Here is a 21,004-nt window from a genome sequence, read left to right on the forward strand (position 1 = left end):
AGATCAAATACGCCCCAAAGTAGGTGCTATTTGATCATGTATATAACCAGTTAACCGCAGCAAAGTAATAGCTTAATTAGCCGTTTTTTTAGTTTGCTTTGCAGATGCAATACTGCTGTGAATAAGTGGTGAAATAGTTAAACCTTGAATAATAATTGAAAAAATCACTACTACATAGGTCACAATTACAATTAGGTTATGTAAATCAGAGCAGCCAATAAAAACTTCTTCACGGGGTATGGCCGCTGCCATGGCTAATGCTAAGCCACCTCTTAATCCGCCCCAGGTTAATATTTTAACGCTATGCTTGTCGTAACTTCTAAATTGTTTAAACAATACAAAAGGGGCACCTACACTAATAAAACGGGCTATAAGCACAGCAGGTATCATCAGCAAGCCTACGCCAATTTCACTTAGCGTAATGGGCATGGTCACTATGAGCATGCCAATAATTAAAAACAGTAGCGCATTTAAAAAGCTGTCCGTGGCATGCCAAAAGTCTTTTACATAACGGGTATCATCGGGCCCTGTGCGTTCAGTGGCTTTAGAGCGAGTAATATTACCTAACAAAATACCGCTGGTTACCATAGCAAGCGCGCCCGATATTTCCCATAAATTAGCCGCTGCAAATCCTGCGCTTGGGATAGTGAGAGTAATAAGCAAGCGAATATTTACGTCGCGACTATTAATAATTAAAAAGTGGCCAACCAGTGCAATAGCCAAGCCAAACGCTATACCACCAAGGGCATCAACAAAAAACAGCTCGGCTATATCTTTAAAGTTTGCATCGGTACCATAAAAGGCTACTGAAAAAATAGTGGTAAATATAACTAAACCAATCCCATCGTTAAAAAGCGATTCGCCCTCAACTTGTACCGAAATACCCTCAGGTGCACGCATTTGCTTAATGATAGCCAGTACTGCAATTGGGTCGGTGGGGCTAATTAATGCACCAAATAATAAACAGTATATAAAAGGCACTGGCCAGCCAAAGGCTGCAAATAAGTAAAAACTTAAATAGCCAACTATAAAAGTAGAAACCAAGGTAGAAAACAAGACTAAAACGGTTATTTCCCAGCGTTGTTTTTTAAGAGCTTGCAGGTTAATTTCCAGTGCGCCGGCAAACAACAAAAAGCCTAGCATGCCTTTAAGAAGTAACTCATTAAAGTTAATACTTGAGACAATTTGGGTCATAGCTAACGCGTTTTGATCGCCCAAAAGCTTAACGGCAATGATCAACAATAATGAAATGACAACCGAGCCTGTGGTAATGGCAATAGTGGTTTGCATTTTAAGAATATATTGATTTGCAAATGCAATAAAAATAGCAAGTGCAGAAAGAAAGCAAATGAGGTACCAAGCATTCATCGATTAACCTTAATTAATTATAAGCGACACACAAAAAGCGAGTTTCAAGGCTGCTATGGTACTCCTGTCGTATTATAGTGTCACAATATTTATAGGCGAATTAGGCGTTTAATTTAACTTTACTATCGCAACTGGTTAATAGTAAATGAGCCATTGTTAATAGTGTTGTCATAACTTTAAAGCTAAGTTAGTAATAACGTGTCTTGGTAATTTAGGATGAATAATTAAAATGAAGATTTTATTTTATAAATAGCGTCATAAAAGTAAAACTACTTTGTAATTACTTGCCCTTGGTGGTTAGCTTACGTAAAATCGCGCTATTATTTATTATAAAGTGATTGGTATTATCAAACAGCTGTTTAGTGCAACCGGGCCTTTGGCGTTATCTTTAGATGGGTATACACCACGACAGCCACAAATAGATATGGCCGTTGCCGTTGCTGATGCGTTAAAAAACAGCTCACAACTAGTAGTTGAAGCCGGTACGGGCACAGGAAAAACCTTTGCCTACTTAGCCCCCGCGCTTAAATCAAAAGGTAAAACCATCATATCTACGGGCTCTAAAGCCCTGCAAGAGCAGTTATATCATCGCGACTTACCTCAACTCGTAAAAGCGTTAAGTGCTTCTAAAAAAACGGCCTTATTAAAAGGCCGAGCAAACTACTTATGTACTTATCGACTTAATCAGCATGTGGCTCATGTACCTACCGACGATTCTGATGTAATGCACCAATTAGCTATGGTGGCTAAGTTTGCCAGCGAAACACAGTCAGGCGACTTAGCCGACTGTATTGGTATAGAAGACGATGCAAAAGTATTACCTTATGTAAACTCCACCGCAGACAACTGTTTAGGCAAAGAATGCCCCGACTTTCAGGCTTGTTATATAAGAAAAGCACGCTTAAATGCGGCTGATGCCGATATAGTGGTAATTAACCATCATTTATTTTTTGCTGATATGGCGGTAAAAGACAGTGGTTTTGCAGAGCTGATGCCCACAGCAGATGCTTATATATTTGACGAAGCACACCAATTAAGCGAAATTGCTAGTGATTACTTTGGCGAAAGCGTTAGCACTAAAAAGCTGGTGGATTTAATTAACGATTTACGTGCCATTTATCGTGCCGAAATCCCTGACATGCTGCAGCTAGGTAAAAGCTTAAATAAACTCGAAACCAGTGTTGCCGATTTACGTCTGCAGTTTGGCGTTGATGGCAGCCGTGGTGATTGGCGCACCAAGCTCAGCGATAAGCAAATTTGCGCCGCGTTGCATCGGGTTATTAGCGACCTAGACTTTGTTTATCAGGTATTAAAACTTTGCTTAGACAGAAGCGATAAAATAGAGCACCCGTTTGAACGTGCACTTGCATTCAAAGGCCAGTTGGAGCGGGTATTCGATATCACGCAAACAGGTTTTAGCTATTGGTACGAAACCACCCGCCGTTATTTAACTATTAATATAACGCCATTAAATGTATCAGTTAAATTTGCTAAAATGATGGCCGATACTGGCGCAGGGTTTGTATTTACCTCGGCTACATTGTCGGTCGATAATCAGCTTAACCACTTTAACGCTAGCCTTGGATTAACACCCAAACAAAGCATGATGGTAGATAGCCCGTTTGATTATCCAAACCAAGCACTGCTGTGTTTGCCGCGTTACTTACCAGAGTCGCATGCAGACAATATGCCCCACGCAATTGTAAAATTAACCCTAGAATTAATTAAGTCGGCTAAAGGGCGCTGTTTTGTACTTTTTACAAGTTACCGTATGATGCATTTAGTAGCCGAAGGGCTTACTACGCAAATAGACTACCCAGTTTATATGCAAGGACAAATGTCGAAACGTATTATTTTAGAAAAGTTTACTCGCCATGGTAACGCAGTGCTATTAGGAACAGCTTCATTTTGGGAAGGAGTTGATGTACGCGGCAGTACGCTAAGCTGTGTTATTATTGATAAGCTTCCCTTTGCTGCGCCAGATGATCCTTTGCTACAAGCTAAAATGCAAGACTGTCAAATGCAAGGAAAAGACCCCTTTGCACATATACAATTACCACAAGCAGTTATTGCGCTTAAGCAAGGAGTAGGGCGATTAATACGCGACAGTAAAGACAAAGGTGTACTTGTAATATGCGATAACCGCCTAGTTACACGCCAATATGGGCAAGTGTTTTTAAAGAGCTTACCGCCAATGCGTCGCACGCGAAGCTTAGAAGATGTCAATAAATTTTTACAACAAATTAATTAGAGTAATAAAATGATCAAAAGTAATATTCTTGCCCTTGATGCGTCTACCGAAGCGCTATCAATTGTTTTACATTTTAAGGGGCAAACATTTCATCATTTTGAAGAATGCCCACAGCAGCATAGTCAAAAAATACTGCCATTAATAGATCAGCTATTAACCAGCGCAAACTGTAAATTAAAAGACTTAGACGTAATTGGCTTTGGTCAAGGTCCAGGTAGTTTTACGGGAGTACGTATTAGTGTAGCTATTGCACAAGGCCTTGCATATTCAACTAAATTGCCACTTGTAGGGGTATCTACGTTAGCTATTATGGCGCAACAAGCGTTTGAGCAACACGGCCATGAAAGTGTTTATCCTAGTATTGACGCCCGCATGGGAGAGATTTACTTTGCGCATTACCAAGCACAAAATGGCTTAATGCAATTAGCTAATCAAGAATGCGTAATTAAACCTGAGTTGTTAAATCAAGATTATATAGCCAATAGTGCACCACAATCGGTTGCTGTAGGTACAGGGTTTAAAACATACCCTGATGCGTTGAATGATTTTGATAACGTAACTATTAATAGCGAGATCACACTGCCCGATGCACGCTACATGCTAGCATTTGTAGAGGCAGGCTTTTTAGCGGGTAACGTTGTAAAAGCAAGCGATGCACAGCCTAAATATGTACGCGATACTGTTACTTGGAAAAAGCTTCCAGGTCGAGAGTGAAAATTAAATAACGAGTATTTGCAAATCGGTTGTTTTTAAATCATAATTTTAAATAGATTAAGATTGGAGACGCGTAATGACGCTGCCTATTGGTTCAGGTTTTTTTACCGGAGATATTCCGGGTAGAGTTAGCTCTGCTAAAGTAGTTACTAATAAACCTCAAGGTTTGTTAGAGCACACTGCTGCGCCAAAAACGAATACCGATTATGTTAAAAACAGTCGTGAAGGCGTAGAGTTAGCCAATCAATTTTTTAAAGCAAGCGCAGCAAATACACAATATAATCAAACTATTTACGACCAACCCTCAGCACAAGTAAGCAAGGCTATTTCCACTTATACCGAATTTGCAAATTTAGAACGACGTGCTGAAGTGCAAGATTTAATTGGTGTAGACATTTACGCTTAAATTACTCAAGCATAAAATTTAAAAATAAAAAGCCCGAACATATTAGATGCTCGGGCTTTTTGTTTGTTACATATTTATTGTATTTAATAACGTTATTTTTCTATAAATGCAATTAGCTTATCGGCAATGTCAGTATTGTTTTGTGAGCCCGTAAATTGCTCGCTACCTTTACCATAGGCAAATACTTGTACATCAACTGCTGTGTGGCCACCAGTTGTCCAGCCAGTAAAACTGGCATCGTTAATAATACTTTTAATGGCTAAATTTAAAGGCTTTTTACCCATTTTTTTAGCTTGCTCAAGTTTAATTTGGTGCTCAGCACTAAACTCAATATTAGTATTAGCCGACCAAACTGTTTTTAAATCACTGGCATCCATTAATAGTGAGGTTAATTTACCAGCCGAGGCTTTAACGCCTTTAACTATTTCGGTATCCCACTTGTATTGTCCGTGGGCACCAAGTGTTAAACCACCTGTTGAGTGATCTGCGGTAACAATTAAAATCGTGTCTTGGTTTTTATCAACGTATGCTTTTGCTTTTTCGACCGATTTAGCAAAGTCGTCCATTTCTGCCATAGCACAGGCTATATCGTTAGCATGGCCACACCAATCAATTTGGCTGCCTTCAATCATCACAAAAAAGCCTTTTTTGTTTTGGCCATCTAACAAATCAAGTGTTTTAGTGGTTAATCTTGCAAGGCGAGTAGGGTGTTCATCAATTGCGTATGGAAGGCCTTTTTCGGCGTATAAACCAATGGCAGGGAGCTGCGTAATTTGGCCTAGGTTATTAATGTCGTCGGAGTATTGATAACCAGCGGCTTTAAATTCTTCAATTAAGTTACGGTCTTCACGAATAAAATATTTAGTCCCTCCACCTAGCATTAAATCAACGGGTAGCTTGCCGGCAATTTTATTATCAATGTAATCGTTAGCAATTTCATCGTAGTTACCGCGAGATTCATTATGAGCCGCAAAGCTTGCCGGTGTGGCGTGGTTAATTTGTAAAGTAGCGACAAGTGCAGTGGTCATACCGCGCTCTTTTGCAATTTCTAACATCGTTTTAACGGGCTTTTTATTGGTATCTACGCCAATAGCACCGTTATAGCTTTTATGACCACTACTTAACGCTGTAGCGCTTGCTGCGCTGTCGGTAACATAAGTATGATCGTCTGGGTAGGTGTGTGCCATACCGGTTAACATAGTATCGAATACAGTGCTTTCAATTGCCTTTGTGTTTGGATCGTCTTTAAAGTAACGATAAGCAGTTGTATAAGCTGGGCCCATACCATCACCAATCATATAAATAATGTTTTTTGGTGCCGAATCTGCATAAGCACCTGTTGCGCTGCATAAAAGCGCCAATAAACTGAGCTGTTTTTTCATGTTTGTACCTTTTAAATGTACTTAATTTAATAGCTTGGAGTTATTGTATACAGTTAATATGAAAAATAAATTAATATCGATGAACGACTAAAGCAAAGTGTTAAAGTTATATTGCGCTTAAGCTTTATTAAATCAGGATTATATAAACTAATTTACTTGCTTAGTTAGTTATAATTACTCCTTTGTTTTAAATTAGCTGGTAGCAAATACCTATCATTAAAGGTTACATTGTCTATAACTACTGAAAGATAGATTTAAAAACACCTTTTAAAACACGTTAGAGCTAACAGTTATAAATAATCATTAATAAAATTAATAGGGGTATGCTGTGGAACCATTTAATATTCAAATCAATAATTTAAATATTCATGGTTTAAAAGCGGGAAGTGGAGATGAAGTTGTAATTGCGCTGCATGGTTGGCTTGATAATAGTGCAAGTTATATCCCTATGTTAGCAAATGCCAAAGTACAGCAAACGTGGTATTGCCTTGATTTTGCCGGACACGGTTTGTCGTCGTGGCGTAGCGACGACACACACTATTATTTTGTAGATTATATTGATGATATATATCAGTTTATAAATGCTTTAGGGGTAAAAAAAGTACACCTAGTAGGGCACTCTATGGGCGCTATGGTGGCGGGGTTGTTTGCAAGCTGTTTTAGTGATTATGTAACGTCTGTAACATTTATAGAAGGGATTGGGTGCGTAACAACCCCAAGTGAAGAAGTAACGCAAAAACTTAAAAGTGCTATTTTAAACCGAGGCAGGCTAAAAAATAAAAAGCCAAGAGTGTATCAATCTAAAGAGCAAATACACCAAGCACGTGCGCAAACAACAGATTTAAGTAGCCAGCTTGTTGAGGTGTTAATGGCGCGCAATATTAAAACAATTAAAAATGGATTTGCATTAACAACCGACCCAAAGCTTAAAAATCATTCAGGTTTTAGGTTTGATGAGGCGCAATGTATTGGTGCAATAAAAAATTTAATTGCGCCATGTCAGTTAATACTAGGGGATACAGGCTACACTTTTGTAAAACAAAATTTAGAAAACTATGCTAAATATTACAATAGCTTAAATGTAATAACTGTAGAGGGCGGGCATCACTGTCATATGCAAAGTAGTGCGCACTGTTTTGAACAGATTCAAGCATTTATGGTGCAAAGTAGCGTGTGTTAATTGTATATTAGCGTTAAATGTGGGACTATTCTTCATTAGAGTATTTGCTCAATTGTCAAAGTGCCTTACTTAGATTAAGGTTAATAAAAATATAACTATAAACAGGGGCTAAGAGTGGAAAAAATTTGGCTTAAGCGCTACCCAGAAGGTATGCCTGAAACTATCGATCCTGAGCACTATGCCTCATTACTCGAAGTGTTTGAAAAAAGTTTTACCGACTACAAAGATTTACCCGCATTTACAAATATGGGTAAAACCTTGTCTTATGATGAAATTGATACTGCAACTAAAAAAGTTGCGTCTTATATTCAAAATGATTTAGGCCTTAAAAAATGTGACAAAGTGGCAGTTATGATGCCTAACTTGTTACAAACGCCCATTGCTATTTTAGGTATTTTACGTGCCGGCTGTGTTGTTGTTAATGTAAATCCACTCTACACAGTGCGTGAACTTGAGCACCAACTAAAAGATTCTGATACTTCAGCAATTTTTATATTGGCTAACTTTGCCGATACACTCGAAAAAGCGCTACCGCATACCGATGTTAAACATATTGTTGTTACCCAAGTGGGCGACATGATGGGTGGGATTAAAAAGCATGTTGTAAACTTTGTTGTTAAGTACATTAAAAAAATGGTGCCAAGCTATACTTTGCCAAATACCATTGATTTTTGCGACTTACTTAAAGCCGACGAAAATGCCTATGTACGTCCAGAGGTTAACTTAAGTGATTTAGCTTTTTTACAATATACCGGTGGAACAACGGGTGTATCTAAAGGCGCAATGTTAAGCCACGGTAATATGGTAGGTAATCTTGAGCAAGTTTCAGGATGTTTAGACCCAGTGCTTGAGCGCGGTAAAGAAGTGGTAATAACTGCGTTACCGCTTTATCATATTTTTGCATTAACGGCTAACTGCTTAACATTTATGAAGTACGGTGGATTAAATGTACTTATAACTAATCCACGCGACATGCCTGGTTTTATTAAAGAATTAAGTAAAGCTAAATTTACTGCTATTACGGGTGTAAATACTTTATTTAATGGTTTGTTAAACACGCCAGGATTTGCCGAACTTGATTTTAGTCACTTAAAAATGTCATTAGGCGGCGGTATGGCTGTACAACGCCCAGTTGCTGAAAAATGGCAAACAGTTACAAAATCTAAATTAATGGAAGGGTATGGTTTAACCGAGTGTTCTCCTTTAGTTACCGTTAGTCCTTATGACTTAACGGCATATAATGGCTCAATTGGTTTACCGGCTCCAAGTACCGAAATCAAATTAATTCTTGATAATGGCCAAGAAGCAGCAAAAGGTGAACCAGGAGAGCTTTGGGTTAAAGGCCCGCAAGTTATGCTTGGTTACTACAAACGCCCAGATGCAACCGCTGAGAGCTTACAAGATGGCTGGTTTGCTACCGGTGACATAGCCACTTATGACGACGAAGGTTTCTTTTATATAGTCGATCGTAAAAAAGATATGATTATTGTCTCGGGCTTTAATGTATTCCCTAACGAAATTGAAGAAGTTGTTGCCATGCACGACGGAGTGCTTGAAGTAGCAGCTATTGGTATCCCTCACGATACGAGTGGTGAACAAGTTAAAGTTTTTGTTGTAAAAAAAGACCCTTCTTTAACTGAAAAAGATATAATAAAACACTGTCGTGATAATTTAACTAATTATAAGGTGCCTAAGCTTGTTGAGTTTAGGGATGAGTTACCTAAAACTAACGTAGGTAAAATACTCAGAAGAGCCTTGAAAGATTAGCAACCATTAAAAAAGCCGACATATGTCGGCTTTTTTATTGTAGGAGACTAAGTGCACTACCAATTAATTGAAACCCAAAATCAGCTTAATACTTTTGTTGAGCAAATTAAAAACAAGCCCGTTTTAGCCATAGACACAGAGTTTATGCGTCGCCGTACTTTGTACCCAGAAGTTGCACTTATTCAAGTTTATGATGGCGAGCATTTAGCACTTATAGATCCACTGGCAGAACTGTCATTATTCGATTTTTGGCAAATTTTAAAAGATCCTGCTGTTTTAAAAGTATTTCACTCTCCTTCAGAAGACATAGAAGTTTTTCAAAAGTACGCTGGGTTTGTTCCTACACCATTATTCGATACTCAATTTGCACTGCAAATTTTAGGCGAAGGAAACTGCATGGGCTTTGCCCTTATGGTAAAAACCTTACTGGATATTGAAATAGATAAAAGTGAATCACGTACAAATTGGTTGCAACGGCCATTAACAAATAAACAATTAGAGTACGCTGCTGCCGATGCCTATCATTTATTACCCTGTTTTAATCTTATTATTGACAGTGTAAAAGCCGCCGATTTATTTAATATTGTTATTAGCGAAAGTGAGTTAGTGGCTAATAAGCGTGAATTTCAAACCCCAGATGAACTGCTCTATAAAGACATTAAAAATGCGTGGCAACTAAGGCCACATGAACTTGCAATATTAAGAGAGCTGGCTGTTTGGCGTCGAAATAAAGCAATTCGTAAAAATTTAGCACTTAACTTTGTATTAAAAGAACATAATATGACAGAAATTGCTAAACGAGGGCCAGCAAGTTTAAATGCATTAAGGCAAATTCCGGGCGTTGAGGCGATAGAAGTGAACCGCTCGGGAGTCGAAATACTAAAGTGTATTGAGCAAGCAAAAGCATTGCCTGAGGAGCAACACCCAGCAATTTTAAAGCGTTTAATAGACTTTCCTAGTTACAAAAAAGTAGCGAAAGAGATAAAACAAAAAATTAATAAAGTTGCCAAAGAACATAATATTCCAGAGGATGTAATGGCTTCTAAAAAGCAGGTTAATCAACTAATTAGTTGGAATTGGAAATTATCTGCAGCACAAAAAGAGCAGCATATTAAACCAGATTTGCTTAGTTCTTGGCGCTATTCTTTTGTAAAAGATACGCTAAAAGAATGGGATGTTTGATCGTATTTAAGTATCTAAGGTTAGCTTACATAGATAACTTACTTAATAGTGTATTGAGCTAACAGGTATAAATACTAAACTATTATAAGTGCACCTATTATTGGGAGGCAGTTATAATAGCTTTATTAATTTATTTGCTATTCATTTAGTGGTATTTTTTATATGCCACTGTTATTAAAGTGCTTTTTATGAAAGTTGAAACAATAAAACGTAAACTATTAGAACTATGTAAACCAGCTTGGATATTAGCTATTTTGGTTGCTTTTAATGGTTACTGGCTAATTAAACCTGTTGTTGCACGTATGCTCGAAATGCTACCGGGTGTATTAAACTGGTCGCTCGATTGGTTAAATTTAATTGATAAAATAGGAATAACAGAACTACCGCGCTTTATTTTAGGTGCAGGCTTAATAATAATGTCGGTTGGCTTAGCTTTAAAAGCACGTTTAGCGTGGGCTTTTTCACTGATACTATTAATAGTGGTCGCGGTTATTAGTATTTCATCGTCAAGCTCTGGGCTAATATTATTGTCTTACACTATGGTTGTGAGCATGTTATTACTCGTATACTGGAAAAGCTTTGATGGCTCTAGTATTACCGCAGGTAGTTTGTTTGCTCTAACGAGTACAGGTGCATTAATGCTTTATGCTGTGTTTGGCACTTTGTATTTAGGCAGCGAGTTTAGTACCCCTATTACCGATTTACCCACTGCATTTTACTTTTCTATTGTGAGCATGTCGACGGTAGGCTATGGCGATCTTTACCCTGTAACGTCTACGGCGCGACTATTTACCGCATCAATTATTGTTATGGGTATTACCGTTTTTGCTACTTCGATCAGTGCTATTATAGGCCCTGTGATTGGTGGTAATCTTAAAAAAATTGTTAAAGGTAGGATTTCGAACGTAATGAGAAAAAATCATTTTATTATTTTAGGTATTTCACCCACCGCACACAGTGTTTATGCCGGTTTGGTAGAGCGTGGCGATGCAGTTACTTTAGTGTGCCCAACAGGGTCTGAACACGAATACCCGGTAGATGCAGACATTGTTTATGGCGACTCAAGCTCAGCAGATATCTTAATAGAAGCGGGCGCTAAAAAGGCAAATTATATTTTAGCGTTACGTAATGATGATGCTGAAAATGCGTTTAGTATTTTAGCGGCTAAAGAAGTTGCTGGCGAGGACACCAAAACAATTGCTTTGGTTAATTCAAGTAAACATATTCCGCAAATTAAGCGCGTAAAACCTGACGTAGTATTTTCATTGCAATTACTCGGCAGTGAATTGTTAGTGAGAACCCTAAAGGGGGAGACTATTGATAATAAGCTAATCACTAAGTTGTTCTTTGGTGATGCAGAATAAGCTCGGCTAATTACTCAGGCCAATGTTTAACTATTTATTATAATAACCCTAAGTGTTAGCTAAACTGGTTCAACATTAAGTTGAAATAAAAAAGCTTAAATGACTCTCTTATTTCCATTTTATGGTAAAGCTATAAAATAAAGTCGTTAAAAATAAAAAAGCCGTTCACTTTAATGAACGGCTTTTTTGCGAGCAGTAATTTAATGCTTAATTACTGCCTTATACTTTTGGCTCTTCGTCAGGCAAGGTTACGTTTAGCTCAAGTACGGCTAAGTCATCTTCGTTCTGATCAAATTGAACTTGGACTGCGTCACTGCTCACGTTAACGTATTTACGGATCACATCTAAAATATCTTGTTTTAATTGTGGCAAGTAATCCGGCGTTCCTCGTTGAGAACGTTCGTGCGCGACTATGATCTGCAATCGCTCTTTTGCTAATGACGCACTGTTTTTCTTTTCTGAGCGGAAGTAGTCAAGTAAAGACACGTTAACCTCCAAATATCCGTTTGAATAAACCTTTTTTTTCTACATCTAAGAAGCGAAAGTCGACAGTCTCACCTAGTAAGCGGCTAATCGCATCTGCATAAGCTTGGCCTGCATCAGATTCGCTGTCTAAAATAACAGGTTGGCCAGAGTTAGATGCGCTTAATACTGCTTGAGACTCAGGAATAACGCCTAATAAATCAATCGCTAAAATATCCTGAATATCTTCAACCGATAACATTTCACCTTTAGAAACACGATCTGGATTGTAGCGAGTAATTAATAGATGTTCTTTTATGTTTTCTAAGCCTTCTTCAGCGCGCTTAGACTTACTGTGTAAAATACCTAAAATACGGTCTGAATCTCGCACTGACGATACTTCAGGGTTTGTTGTTACAATTGCTTCATCGGCAAAGTACATAGCCATCATAGCGCCAGCTTCAATACCCGCTGGTGAATCACAAACAATGTAATCAAAGTCTTCTTTTAATTCGTTAAGCACGCGCTCAACACCTTCACGTGTTAGGGCGTCTTTATCACGAGTTTGTGATGCAGGGAGTAAAAATAGTTTATCAACGCGCTTATCTTTAATAAGTGCTTGATTTAAATTTGCTTCACCATTAATTACGTTTACAAAGTCGTACACTACACGACGTTCACAACCCATAATTAAATCTAAATTACGTAAGCCAATATCGAAATCGATAATAACTGTTTTGTAGCCTTTTAATGCTAAGCCTGTACCAATTGCGGCACTTGACGTTGTTTTACCAACGCCACCTTTACCCGAGGTAACGACAATAACTTTTGCCATGAGATTTATCCTTTAACCAAAGCTGAAATTTCTAATGATTCATTTTTTTGTTGTATCTGCACAGCGCTACCCCAGTGTTCACCTTGCAGTGAATCACTGATCCAGTAATTGCCATTAATAGAAACAAGTTCTGCTTCTAAGCGATTACAAAATATATGTGCGTTTTTAAACCCTTTTGCGCCAGCGATTGCTCTGCCACGCAGGGTTCCGTATATATGTACGTTGCCATCAGCAATAACTTCTGCGCCATGGCTTACAGCACCTAGTACCACTAAATCGCGATCTTTTGCATAAACTTGCTGACCAGAGCGTACCGTGCCATTAATTATTTGTGCAGGCAAGTGCACTGTTTTTTCAACAATAGATGTATTGGGTTCTTTTTTAACAGATTCACTCTTAACGTCTTGTGAATAATTTAATACCGATAGGCCAGCAGCTTTGGCTTGCGTATGTTGCTCGTCTGAGCCATTACATACACCAACGGCATTAAAGCTCATGCGCTCAAGTAATGACTTTAAATGGACAAAATCGAGAGAGTTATTTTTTATCTCAATTAAGTTAACAACAATAGGCGCACCTTCAAAAAACTTGGGTGCTTGGGCTATTTTTATATACAGTTGCTCTGCTAAAAGATTTATATCAGTACTATAAAGATGTAAAACTGATAACGTAAAAAGATTCCCTTTTAGCTCAAAAATTTGTTCTGACATACACGCTCAATTGAATTATCTGATCAGAGATTAAATTTAGATAAACTCAGGCTGAATAAGGCCTTTATTGAAATTTTCAATCTAATTTTTCTAACTTATTATTGCTCTCATGTTATAGTGTGAATCATTGTTAAGCAAGAATTTATAGGGCCATAATGCTCACTGCGGTATATAAAAGTAAGAAAAAAGCGGATAGCTTCTTATTTGTTGAAAAAAGAGATGATTTTACTAAAGTTCCGGAACCTTTAATGGCTATGTTTGGTCAACCTAAATATGTGATGCTGATAAACCTAGCAAAACGTGAGGTGTTAGGTACAGCTGATTTAGAAACCGTAAAAGCAGCATTGACAGAAAAAGGGTATTATTTACAAATACCGCCTCCGCAAGAGAATCTGTTAAGCCAATTGCGAAAAGAAAACGGAGCCGAGAATGATTAAAAAATTAGCCATAATTTTATGTGGAGTATGTTTAAGCACATCTGTAATGGCAAAAACCCAAGCTGAATTTCAAACATATTTAGACGCTTTAAAGCAAGAAGCAATTGCAAAGGGTTACGACAGCCAGCTTATTGATCAAGCATTTGCTGGTGCAAGCTATAAAGAAAAAATAGTATCTGCAGATAAAAATCAGCCAGAAGTTAAAGAAACGCTCGAAACCTATTTACCTAAACGCGTACCGCAATGGAAAATTGATCGCGCCCGTAAATTATACGCCGAAAACCAAGACGTGCTAGAAAAAGTAGCTAAAGACTTTGGCGTGCAAGCGCGCTTTATTGTGGCAATTTGGGGCCTTGAAAGTAACTTTGGTGCTATACAAGGTGGCCATAATGTAATTTCATCGCTCGTTACGCTCGCATTCGATGGTCGTCGCGAAACCATGTATAAAAAACAGCTTTGGGCTGCGCTTGATATTTTAAAGTCAGGGCACATTACCCTTGATAAGTTTAAAGGCTCTTGGGCAGGTGCTATGGGGCAAACGCAATTTATGCCTACCTCATTTAACGCTTACGCGGTTGACTATAATAACGATGGTCGCAAAGATATTTGGACTACCAAAGAAGATGCATTCGCCTCTATTGCTAATTACTTAAAGCAAGAAGGCTGGAACGACTCGCTTACATGGGGTCGTCAGGTTAAGTTACCAGAAAACTTTGATAGTAAATACGTGCTAGTGCGCGGTACTAAAACGCGTAAACAATGGTTAGAATTTTGGAATGATTCAGAGCGCTCATTAGCCGAATGGCAAGCACTAGGTGTACGCCGTGCAGATGGTAGTGATCTGCCAAATGTAGATGTACGAGCAGCGTTGGTAATGCCAGATGATATAAATGGTCGTATGTACTTAGCCTACGATAACTATAAAGTATTTATGCACTGGAATCGCTCGTATTACTTTGCTACCAGTGTAGGTTATTTGTCAGACAGAATTGGCTATCCAAAAATATAATACAGATTAAATAAGTATCTAAAAAAAAGCCGCAATTGCGGCTTTTTTGAATTTTGGGTTTTACTTACTCTTTTTTAAATATTTTATCTTTTAAATCAATTACCTTACCGATGCCAGATCCTAACTTCATTAGCTTATTAAGCTGCTCAGGGGTTAAACGCTGTAATTCAGATGACCATTTAGTCACTGTTTCAAGCAGGTTATGAATTTCGCCCATTTGTTTTTGTGCGTAAAGTTCATCTTCGTTGCTTGCAGTATCTAATAGATTATCGCGCAGTAAGCTTAGAGTAGGCTCTACTTCGCGTTTTTTACGTTCTTCGAACACCCGGTTAGCCATATCCCAAATATCACCCGCAGGGGCATAATATTCTTTTCTGTCGCCAGGAATATGTTGTACTTTAATGAGCTGCCACGATTGCAGCTCTTTAATGCCCATACTAACATTGCCGCGTGAAATACTGAGGGATTCTGCAATTTGGTTCGCGGTCATCGGATTTTTAGTAATAATCAATAAGCCACACATTTGTCCAATAGTACGATTGAATCCCCAGCGGCTACCCATTTCACCACAGTGCATTACAAAGGAAAAATTTTTGTCGGATAAACTCATAGCTTCTTAATTTTTAGTAATTTCAGAAACTAATGCTAGCACGCTTATTGAGTATGGCAAGATTTTACAGCGAGTTAAGTAATTACTGTCAGACTAAAGTTTAATTTAGATTAATAATCACTCAGCTATATTGGTTTAAGTTGTAACGGGTATAAAGCAATGAAGTTTATTTTTAATACACATTAATACTTATTTTATAGGTATTACTTAAACGATGGAATGATTATGAAAGCTGCAATTAATAATGAATTTAAAGGTAAATTACAAATAATAGACATGCCTATCCCAGAGGTTGGCATAAATGATGTATTGGTAAAAATAGCGGCCTGTGGGGTGTGTCATACAGATTTACATGCATGTCATGGCGATTGGCCTGTTGCGCCTAAAATGCCTTTAGTGCCAGGTCACGAAGGCGTAGGTGTAATTGAAAAGGTCGGTAGCAATATTAAACACCTAGAAGTAGGCGATCGCGTAGGTGTGCCTTGGCTTTACAGTGCCTGTGGGCATTGTGAGTTTTGCTTAGATGGCAGAGAAACCCTGTGTTTGTCACAGCATAATACCGGCTACTCTATAGATGGTAGTTACGCCGAATATTGTTTAGCACACGGTGACTACGTGGTAAAAATACCCGAAGGGCTTGGCTTTTCAGAAGCCGCGCCATTATTTTGCGCTGGAGTAACCACGTATAAAGCACTTAAAGTATCGGGAGCTAAACCCGGGCAATGGGTGGCTATTGTGGGAGTGGGCGGCCTTGGGCACTTAGCTGTACAGTATGCTAAAGCAATGGGATTTAATGTTATAGCGGTTGATACCGGCAAAGAAAAACTCGCGCTGGCCAAAGAGCTTGGCGCAGATATTACCCTCGACTTTAAAGAAGTGGTTCCAAGCGAAGCCATTTTTGAACAAGTAGGCGGCGCGCATGCAGTTGTATGTACTGCAGTTTCAAAGCCTGGTTTTGAGCAAGCTTATAAAAGTGTACGTCGTGGTGGTAAGTGTGTGTTAGTTGGTTTACCGCCAGAGGATATGCCATTACCTATTTTTGACACAGTATTAAATGGTGTGTCAGTTGTGGGCTCTATTGTAGGTACTCGAAAAGATTTACAAGAGTGCTTAGAATTTGCAGCACAAGGTAAAGTAAAAGCAATTATTGAAGAAAAACGCTTAGAGGATATTAACGAAATTTTTGATGATATGCTCAAAGGCGAAATTAACGGCCGTATAGTTGTTACTATTTAACGGTTAAAAAAGGCAATAAAAGGCGTACATATTAAGTATGTACGCCTTTTATTATTTTAGTGACAAATCCTAGTTAAAGTGTGTAGCTAAAGCTCAATTTAGCATTGCGCTCTTGCCCAGGCATACCGCCTAAAAACATGGCTTTAGAGTAATAACGCTTATTAAATAAATTATTAAGATTTAGCTGCATATGCCATTTATCAGTTGTGTACGAAATAGCAGTGTCATAAATTGTATAGCTAGGTACATAACCATCCGGAATCGAAAACGAGCTAGAGTTAGTGCTGCGGTTATCTACAAAAGTAATACCGCCGCTAATATTTACCGCCTCTGGTAAATTAAACATGTTTGCGTAGTAAGTTACCCAAGTGCTGGCAGTTACATAGGGCACGCCTTTTTGGCGAGTATCGAAACTGCTGCTATTAGGATTACTTTGATCACGTGCATCTTGGTATACGCCGTTGACGTTTATTTTCCATTTATCGTTTAAGTAAGCGTTTAAATCAAGCTCCACACCTTTGGTTTCTTCTTTACCATTATAAAAGCTTTCAACTACCCCCTCTGCAGATACACCCGCTTCATAAAGAGGATTAGCATACTCTAAATTAGTTCGTGCGCTTTCAAATACCACAATAGATGCTAATAACTGATCGTCAAAGGCCTTAAAGCGAAATCCTAAATCGTTACTTAACGATTCAGAATCTTCTCTGTCGGCTTCATTACCACTTACAGAGCCTAAAACACTGTAGGCTGTACGCCCTTTAGAATGATTAATAAATATCGAAAAATCTTCAGTTGGCTGATAAGTCGCACCTAAATTATAGGTTAAACCACTGTCTGATGTATTTGCCTCAGGTGTTGGGTTTGCACGGCTTGAACTGTAGCGCTCATCTACACCTAAATGCTCGTAACTTTGTTTAATGCGGTTATAGGCAACCCCAATACGTGTAGTAAGGGCTTCATTAATATAGCTTACATGTTGAATACCTAACCCCCAAGCTTGTACTTTTTTATTATAGTCGCTGGTTTTAAGTGGGTCGTAATCGGCAAAGTTACCGGTTGGCCAGTTAGGCTCTCGTATATCGTAAATGTAGGGCAGTGTGCCTTGGTAAAGTAAGTTACCGTCGCTATCGTTGATCACTTTATCGGCATCATAAATAGAGTACTGTTTAAAGCCAATATCTCTATCTTCATAATTAGCGTTTACTAATAACTCGTTGTCTATATCGGCTACTGAAAAGTCGTAACGCAAATCGGCAAAGTACTGCCACGACTTCTCGTCGGCCTCCACTTGGCGATACTCTTGGCGGCGTGCTGCAAACGGGTAAAGTACACCGTCTTCAACTAGTGGCGCGCGCGGATCTTGATTTATTACTCCACTGCGGGTTGAATACACGTAATTATAAGCCCCGGTTTGACGAGCAAAGCTTGAGGTGTAATTACGATACTGCAATTGTTGATTCAAAAACAAATCATCGGTAATAAAGTAGTTGTGGGTTAATTTAAAACGCAGCTCCTCACCTTCGTTATCTTTAGCCATAGGTGAAATAATACCATTAGTACCAAAGCTGTAAGGCGTTAAACCATCGGAAGACGATAATGAATTTGCAAGCTCAATGCGTTGCGCTTCAGATAATTGCAAGCCATTGCCAGACGGATCATTTACTAAGTCAGCACCGGTTACTTGATCAGAGGTTAGTCCATTTACCGAGTTTGCATCGTAAATACGAATAGGGTGACCAATTGAATCCACTGCAATGGCATCTTTAATGTAGGCCGCGGAGAGCATAATATTTTGTTTGTTATCGAATACATATTTAAGCGAGGTATAAATTTCGTCGCGATCTTCTTTTAAGTCACGAAAACCGGCACTGGAAGCCGTTTTAGCCATGACTCTGTAGGCTAAATTATCGGTTATAGCATTGGTGCTATCAATCGAAACTGCATAGCTATCCCACTGGCCAAGCTCTACGCCCACTTTATGTTTTTCGTTAAACTCAGGCTTTTTTTCAATAAGGTTTATTACGCCACCAGCGCTACCAATGCCATATAAACCAGTAGCAGGGCCTTTTAGTACTTCAACCGATTCAACATTAGTAAGCGAACGAGTCGGGTTAAAGGTATTACCTAGCCCCGCACCGCCATACATACCGTCGTAGGTGTAATTGGCATCTAAACCGCGAATAACTAAATTATCGCCAATACCGTAGTTATTGCCGGCTTGAGTTAAACCACTTACGTTGCGTACTAAGTCTTGCAGGCTTTTAACCCCTTGTGATTCTATAAGTTCACGGTCAATAATAACCACAGGAGCTGGGGTTTCCATTAACGACATATTTGACTTAGTAGCTAGGCCGGAACTCATAACAACACGGTTTTGTTTTTCGTAAACGCTAATGCGCTCTATGTTGTCTTCAACTTTTATGTCATCGGCAAAGGCTAATTGTGCATTTAAACAAGCAAGGGTAAGTAAAGAATATTTAAAGTTATGCATATAATGGTAAGTATTCGTATTTAACAAGTTGCGTGAATGATAATGGTTATCGTTATTAAAATAAATAAAAAGTTCAAAAAAAAACTTTAATAACAATCTGTTTGCTGTTTTTTTAATCGTGTTGAAATTGGTAAGCGTAACTTATGCTTTTTAAATGTACGATTAGCTTTTTCAGCCTAAGTTGGCCAAAGTTTCAGCTATAAATTGTTTAGACTTAAAATAAAGGCCCGCTATAAATTAAAAGCGGGCCTTATGTAGAGCTATCTAAAAAGAGTTACTAATTTTTGTAAACTACCCCTGCCTTCATTACAAAAGGAATGTGCTCAAGTGTTGCAATATTTTTAAGCGGATTGCCTTTTACTGCAATAATATCGGCTGCAAAGCCGGTTTTAAGTTGGCCTAACTGCTTATCCATTTTTAATAGCTTTGCGCTATTTACAGTAGATGCTTGAATTGCTTGCAGTTCAGTCATACCAAACTCAACCATGCGAGAAAACTGTTTAGCATTATCGCCATGCGGGTAAATAGCAGCATCGGTGCCAAATACCATGTTTACGCCGGCGTTCACTGCACGTTTAAAGCTATCACGCTGTACTTTAGATACTTGGCGTTCTTTATCTAGGTTTTCCTCATCTACGCCATTTTGTTCGCCAAAACTCAATGTATATTCGGTATTGTAAATATCCATTGAAAGCCAAGTACCATGATCTTTAGCTAATTTAATTGCCTCGTCATCTAAATAACTGGCATGCTCTACGCTATCAACACCGGCTTTAATTGCGGTTTTTATACCATCTGTACCATGAGCATGCGCGGCTACTGGTAAGTCGCGAAGGTGCGCTTCATCTACAATGGCTTTCATTTCTTCAAACGAGTACTGCTGTGCACCCAATTTAGTTCCTTTTGAAAATACTCCCCCTGTGGCACAAAATTTAATGGCGTTGGCTCCGTATTTAATATTTTCGCGCACTTTAACGCGTACCGCCCATGGACCATCGGCAACGCCTTGCGAGGTATATTTAAGCTCAGGTGGCAAACGGTTGTTATCACAATGGCCGCCGGTAATACCTAAAGAGGGGCCTGCTGCCCAAATACGAGGGCCAATTATATCGCCTGCATTAATTCCATCGCGTACTGCAATTACGCTGTAACCTTCTGCGCCCACGTTACGCACAGTAGTAAACCCAGCTTCTAGGGTTTTTTTCGCAAAGTATGCTGCTTTTACAGCCATACGCGGTATCGATTGTCCTACACGCTCACTGCGAGGTACCGTTGGATCGCTGGTTAAATGCACGTGCATGTCCATTAATCCTGGCATAAGTGTCAGTTCAGGCAGCTTAATATGTTCATCCCCTTTATTAAGCTTAGGCGTTTTATTGCTATCAATTGCGGTGATCACGCCATTATCTATGGTAACTAGGGGCGACTGTATTAACTTACCACTTTGAACATCAAGCATTGCCTTAGCAGATACATAAGTAACAGCATAGGCATTCATACTGTTTAAACATAAAAGTGCGATAGAAGCAGACAGTAGTTGTTTTTTCATATTAGGGGGTCTTTTATTAGTATTTTAAATTAACTCGACTTTACCAAC

18 protein-coding genes are annotated in these 21,004 nt (G+C 38.7%); 10 read left to right on the forward strand and 8 right to left on the reverse strand.

Annotated elements, in window-relative coordinates; translation table 11 throughout:
- Nucleotides 1–72: 72 nt before the first annotated feature.
- Nucleotides 73–1,368, reverse strand: a complete 1,296-nt coding sequence (locus tag H5058_RS06540; RefSeq protein ID WP_182677367.1) for a sodium:proton antiporter — start codon at nucleotides 1,366–1,368, stop codon at nucleotides 73–75.
- Nucleotides 1,369–1,702: 334 nt separating this feature from the next.
- On the opposite strand from H5058_RS06540, the gene H5058_RS06545 reads away from it, so the two are divergent.
- The 3 genes from H5058_RS06545 to H5058_RS06555 all read left to right on the forward strand — a co-directional run bounded on the left by H5058_RS06545 (nucleotide 1,703) and on the right by H5058_RS06555 (nucleotide 4,739).
- A complete protein-coding gene (locus H5058_RS06545; RefSeq protein ID WP_179806859.1) occupies nucleotides 1,703–3,619 on the forward strand; it encodes an ATP-dependent DNA helicase in 1,917 nt (638 codons plus the stop codon).
- Between the two features lie 9 nt (nucleotides 3,620–3,628).
- Entirely contained in the window at nucleotides 3,629–4,333 is a 705-nt protein-coding gene (gene tsaB, locus H5058_RS06550; protein WP_179806858.1) for a tRNA (adenosine(37)-N6)-threonylcarbamoyltransferase complex dimerization subunit type 1 TsaB, read from the forward strand.
- A 76-nt stretch (nucleotides 4,334–4,409) separates the two neighbouring features.
- On the forward strand, nucleotides 4,410–4,739 hold the full coding sequence (locus tag H5058_RS06555; RefSeq protein WP_086993466.1) for a hypothetical protein: 330 nt from the start codon (nucleotides 4,410–4,412) through the stop codon (nucleotides 4,737–4,739).
- Between the two features lie 92 nt (nucleotides 4,740–4,831).
- Here the strand turns inward: H5058_RS06555 and H5058_RS06560 are convergent, their stop codons facing one another.
- Nucleotides 4,832–6,121 carry an alkaline phosphatase gene (locus H5058_RS06560; protein WP_179806857.1) on the reverse strand — a complete coding sequence of 430 codons (1,290 nt, stop codon included), beginning with the start codon at nucleotides 6,119–6,121 and terminating at the stop codon, nucleotides 4,832–4,834.
- A gap of 328 nt (nucleotides 6,122–6,449) precedes the next feature.
- Here H5058_RS06560 and H5058_RS06565 point away from each other — a divergent pair, with 328 nt between their 5' ends.
- The 4 genes from H5058_RS06565 to kch all read left to right on the forward strand — a co-directional run bounded on the left by H5058_RS06565 (nucleotide 6,450) and on the right by kch (nucleotide 11,614).
- Entirely contained in the window at nucleotides 6,450–7,301 is an 852-nt protein-coding gene (locus H5058_RS06565; RefSeq protein WP_179806856.1) for an alpha/beta hydrolase, read from the forward strand.
- Between the two features lie 114 nt (nucleotides 7,302–7,415).
- Nucleotides 7,416–9,068: a long-chain-fatty-acid--CoA ligase FadD gene (gene fadD, locus H5058_RS06570; protein ID WP_089369289.1), complete on the forward strand. Its 1,653-nt coding sequence runs from the start codon at nucleotides 7,416–7,418 to the stop codon at nucleotides 9,066–9,068.
- 51 nt (nucleotides 9,069–9,119) lie between these two features.
- Entirely contained in the window at nucleotides 9,120–10,250 is a 1,131-nt protein-coding gene (gene rnd, locus H5058_RS06575) for a ribonuclease D (RefSeq protein ID WP_011330127.1), read from the forward strand.
- Between the two features lie 188 nt (nucleotides 10,251–10,438).
- Nucleotides 10,439–11,614 (forward strand): voltage-gated potassium channel protein, encoded by a 1,176-nt coding sequence (kch, locus tag H5058_RS06580; protein ID WP_011330128.1) that lies wholly within the window; start codon nucleotides 10,439–10,441, stop codon nucleotides 11,612–11,614.
- Nucleotides 11,615–11,833: 219 nt separating this feature from the next.
- On the opposite strand, the gene minE is transcribed toward kch, so the two are convergent.
- The 3 genes from minE to minC are packed head-to-tail and all read right to left on the reverse strand — an operon-like array spanning nucleotide 11,834 to nucleotide 13,621.
- A complete protein-coding gene (minE, locus tag H5058_RS06585; protein ID WP_024604840.1) occupies nucleotides 11,834–12,100 on the reverse strand; it encodes a cell division topological specificity factor MinE in 267 nt (88 codons plus the stop codon).
- Between the two features lies 1 nt (nucleotide 12,101).
- Nucleotides 12,102–12,911: a septum site-determining protein MinD gene (gene minD / locus H5058_RS06590; protein ID WP_011330130.1), complete on the reverse strand. Its 810-nt coding sequence runs from the start codon at nucleotides 12,909–12,911 to the stop codon at nucleotides 12,102–12,104.
- 5 nt (nucleotides 12,912–12,916) lie between these two features.
- Nucleotides 12,917–13,621 (reverse strand): septum site-determining protein MinC, encoded by a 705-nt coding sequence (minC, locus tag H5058_RS06595; protein WP_011330131.1) that lies wholly within the window; start codon nucleotides 13,619–13,621, stop codon nucleotides 12,917–12,919.
- Between the two features lie 155 nt (nucleotides 13,622–13,776).
- Between minC and H5058_RS06600 the strand changes: the two genes are divergently transcribed.
- Both H5058_RS06600 and H5058_RS06605 read left to right on the forward strand, forming a co-directional pair.
- A complete protein-coding gene (locus H5058_RS06600; RefSeq protein ID WP_179806791.1) occupies nucleotides 13,777–14,058 on the forward strand; it encodes a YcgL domain-containing protein in 282 nt (93 codons plus the stop codon).
- Nucleotides 14,051–15,067, forward strand: coding sequence for a lytic transglycosylase domain-containing protein (locus tag H5058_RS06605; protein WP_179806790.1), 1,017 nt, complete (start codon nucleotides 14,051–14,053; stop codon nucleotides 15,065–15,067). The genes H5058_RS06600 and H5058_RS06605 overlap by 8 nt, the downstream gene beginning before the upstream one ends.
- A 64-nt stretch (nucleotides 15,068–15,131) precedes the next feature.
- Here H5058_RS06605 and H5058_RS06610 read toward each other — a convergent pair whose 3' ends face one another.
- A complete protein-coding gene (locus H5058_RS06610) occupies nucleotides 15,132–15,677 on the reverse strand; it encodes a GbsR/MarR family transcriptional regulator (protein ID WP_011330134.1) in 546 nt (181 codons plus the stop codon).
- 225 nt (nucleotides 15,678–15,902) lie between these two features.
- Between H5058_RS06610 and adhP the strand changes: the two genes are divergently transcribed.
- The gene (gene adhP / locus H5058_RS06615) at nucleotides 15,903–16,913 is read left to right on the forward strand and encodes an alcohol dehydrogenase AdhP (protein ID WP_011330135.1); all 1,011 of its coding nucleotides are present in this window, start codon (nucleotides 15,903–15,905) and stop codon (nucleotides 16,911–16,913) included.
- A gap of 73 nt (nucleotides 16,914–16,986) precedes the next feature.
- On the opposite strand, the gene H5058_RS06620 is transcribed toward adhP, so the two are convergent.
- Together H5058_RS06620 and H5058_RS06625 are read right to left on the reverse strand one after the other, a co-directional pair.
- A complete protein-coding gene (locus H5058_RS06620) occupies nucleotides 16,987–19,407 on the reverse strand; it encodes a TonB-dependent siderophore receptor (protein WP_182677369.1) in 2,421 nt (806 codons plus the stop codon).
- A gap of 277 nt (nucleotides 19,408–19,684) precedes the next feature.
- On the reverse strand, nucleotides 19,685–20,956 hold the full coding sequence (locus H5058_RS06625) for an amidohydrolase family protein (RefSeq protein ID WP_089369290.1): 1,272 nt from the start codon (nucleotides 20,954–20,956) through the stop codon (nucleotides 19,685–19,687).
- Nucleotides 20,957–21,004: the final 48 nt, after the last annotated feature.

The organism is Pseudoalteromonas sp. SR45-4, from assembly GCF_014163535.1.
In the GTDB taxonomy this organism is placed as follows: domain Bacteria; phylum Pseudomonadota; class Gammaproteobacteria; order Enterobacterales; family Alteromonadaceae; genus Pseudoalteromonas; species Pseudoalteromonas nigrifaciens.

What these genes read in the sequence shown, in the direction of transcription:
- H5058_RS06540 (WP_182677367.1), bottom strand. Translation starts at nt 1,368, where the DNA reads ATGAATGCTTGGTACCTCATTTGCTTTCTTTCTGCACTTGCTATTTTT.
- tsaB (WP_179806858.1), top strand. Translation starts at nt 3,629, where the DNA reads ATGATCAAAAGTAATATTCTTGCCCTTGATGCGTCTACCGAAGCGCTA.
- H5058_RS06555 (WP_086993466.1), top strand. Translation starts at nt 4,410, where the DNA reads ATGACGCTGCCTATTGGTTCAGGTTTTTTTACCGGAGATATTCCGGGT.
- H5058_RS06560 (WP_179806857.1), bottom strand. Translation starts at nt 6,121, where the DNA reads ATGAAAAAACAGCTCAGTTTATTGGCGCTTTTATGCAGCGCAACAGGT.
- kch (WP_011330128.1), top strand. Translation starts at nt 10,439, where the DNA reads ATGAAAGTTGAAACAATAAAACGTAAACTATTAGAACTATGTAAACCA.
- minD (WP_011330130.1), bottom strand. Translation starts at nt 12,911, where the DNA reads ATGGCAAAAGTTATTGTCGTTACCTCGGGTAAAGGTGGCGTTGGTAAA.
- minC (WP_011330131.1), bottom strand. Translation starts at nt 13,621, where the DNA reads ATGTCAGAACAAATTTTTGAGCTAAAAGGGAATCTTTTTACGTTATCA.
- H5058_RS06600 (WP_179806791.1), top strand. Translation starts at nt 13,777, where the DNA reads ATGCTCACTGCGGTATATAAAAGTAAGAAAAAAGCGGATAGCTTCTTA.
- H5058_RS06605 (WP_179806790.1), top strand. Translation starts at nt 14,051, where the DNA reads ATGATTAAAAAATTAGCCATAATTTTATGTGGAGTATGTTTAAGCACA.
- H5058_RS06610 (WP_011330134.1), bottom strand. Translation starts at nt 15,677, where the DNA reads ATGAGTTTATCCGACAAAAATTTTTCCTTTGTAATGCACTGTGGTGAA.
- adhP (WP_011330135.1), top strand. Translation starts at nt 15,903, where the DNA reads ATGAAAGCTGCAATTAATAATGAATTTAAAGGTAAATTACAAATAATA.
- H5058_RS06620 (WP_182677369.1), bottom strand. Translation starts at nt 19,407, where the DNA reads ATGCATAACTTTAAATATTCTTTACTTACCCTTGCTTGTTTAAATGCA.
- H5058_RS06625 (WP_089369290.1), bottom strand. Translation starts at nt 20,956, where the DNA reads ATGAAAAAACAACTACTGTCTGCTTCTATCGCACTTTTATGTTTAAAC.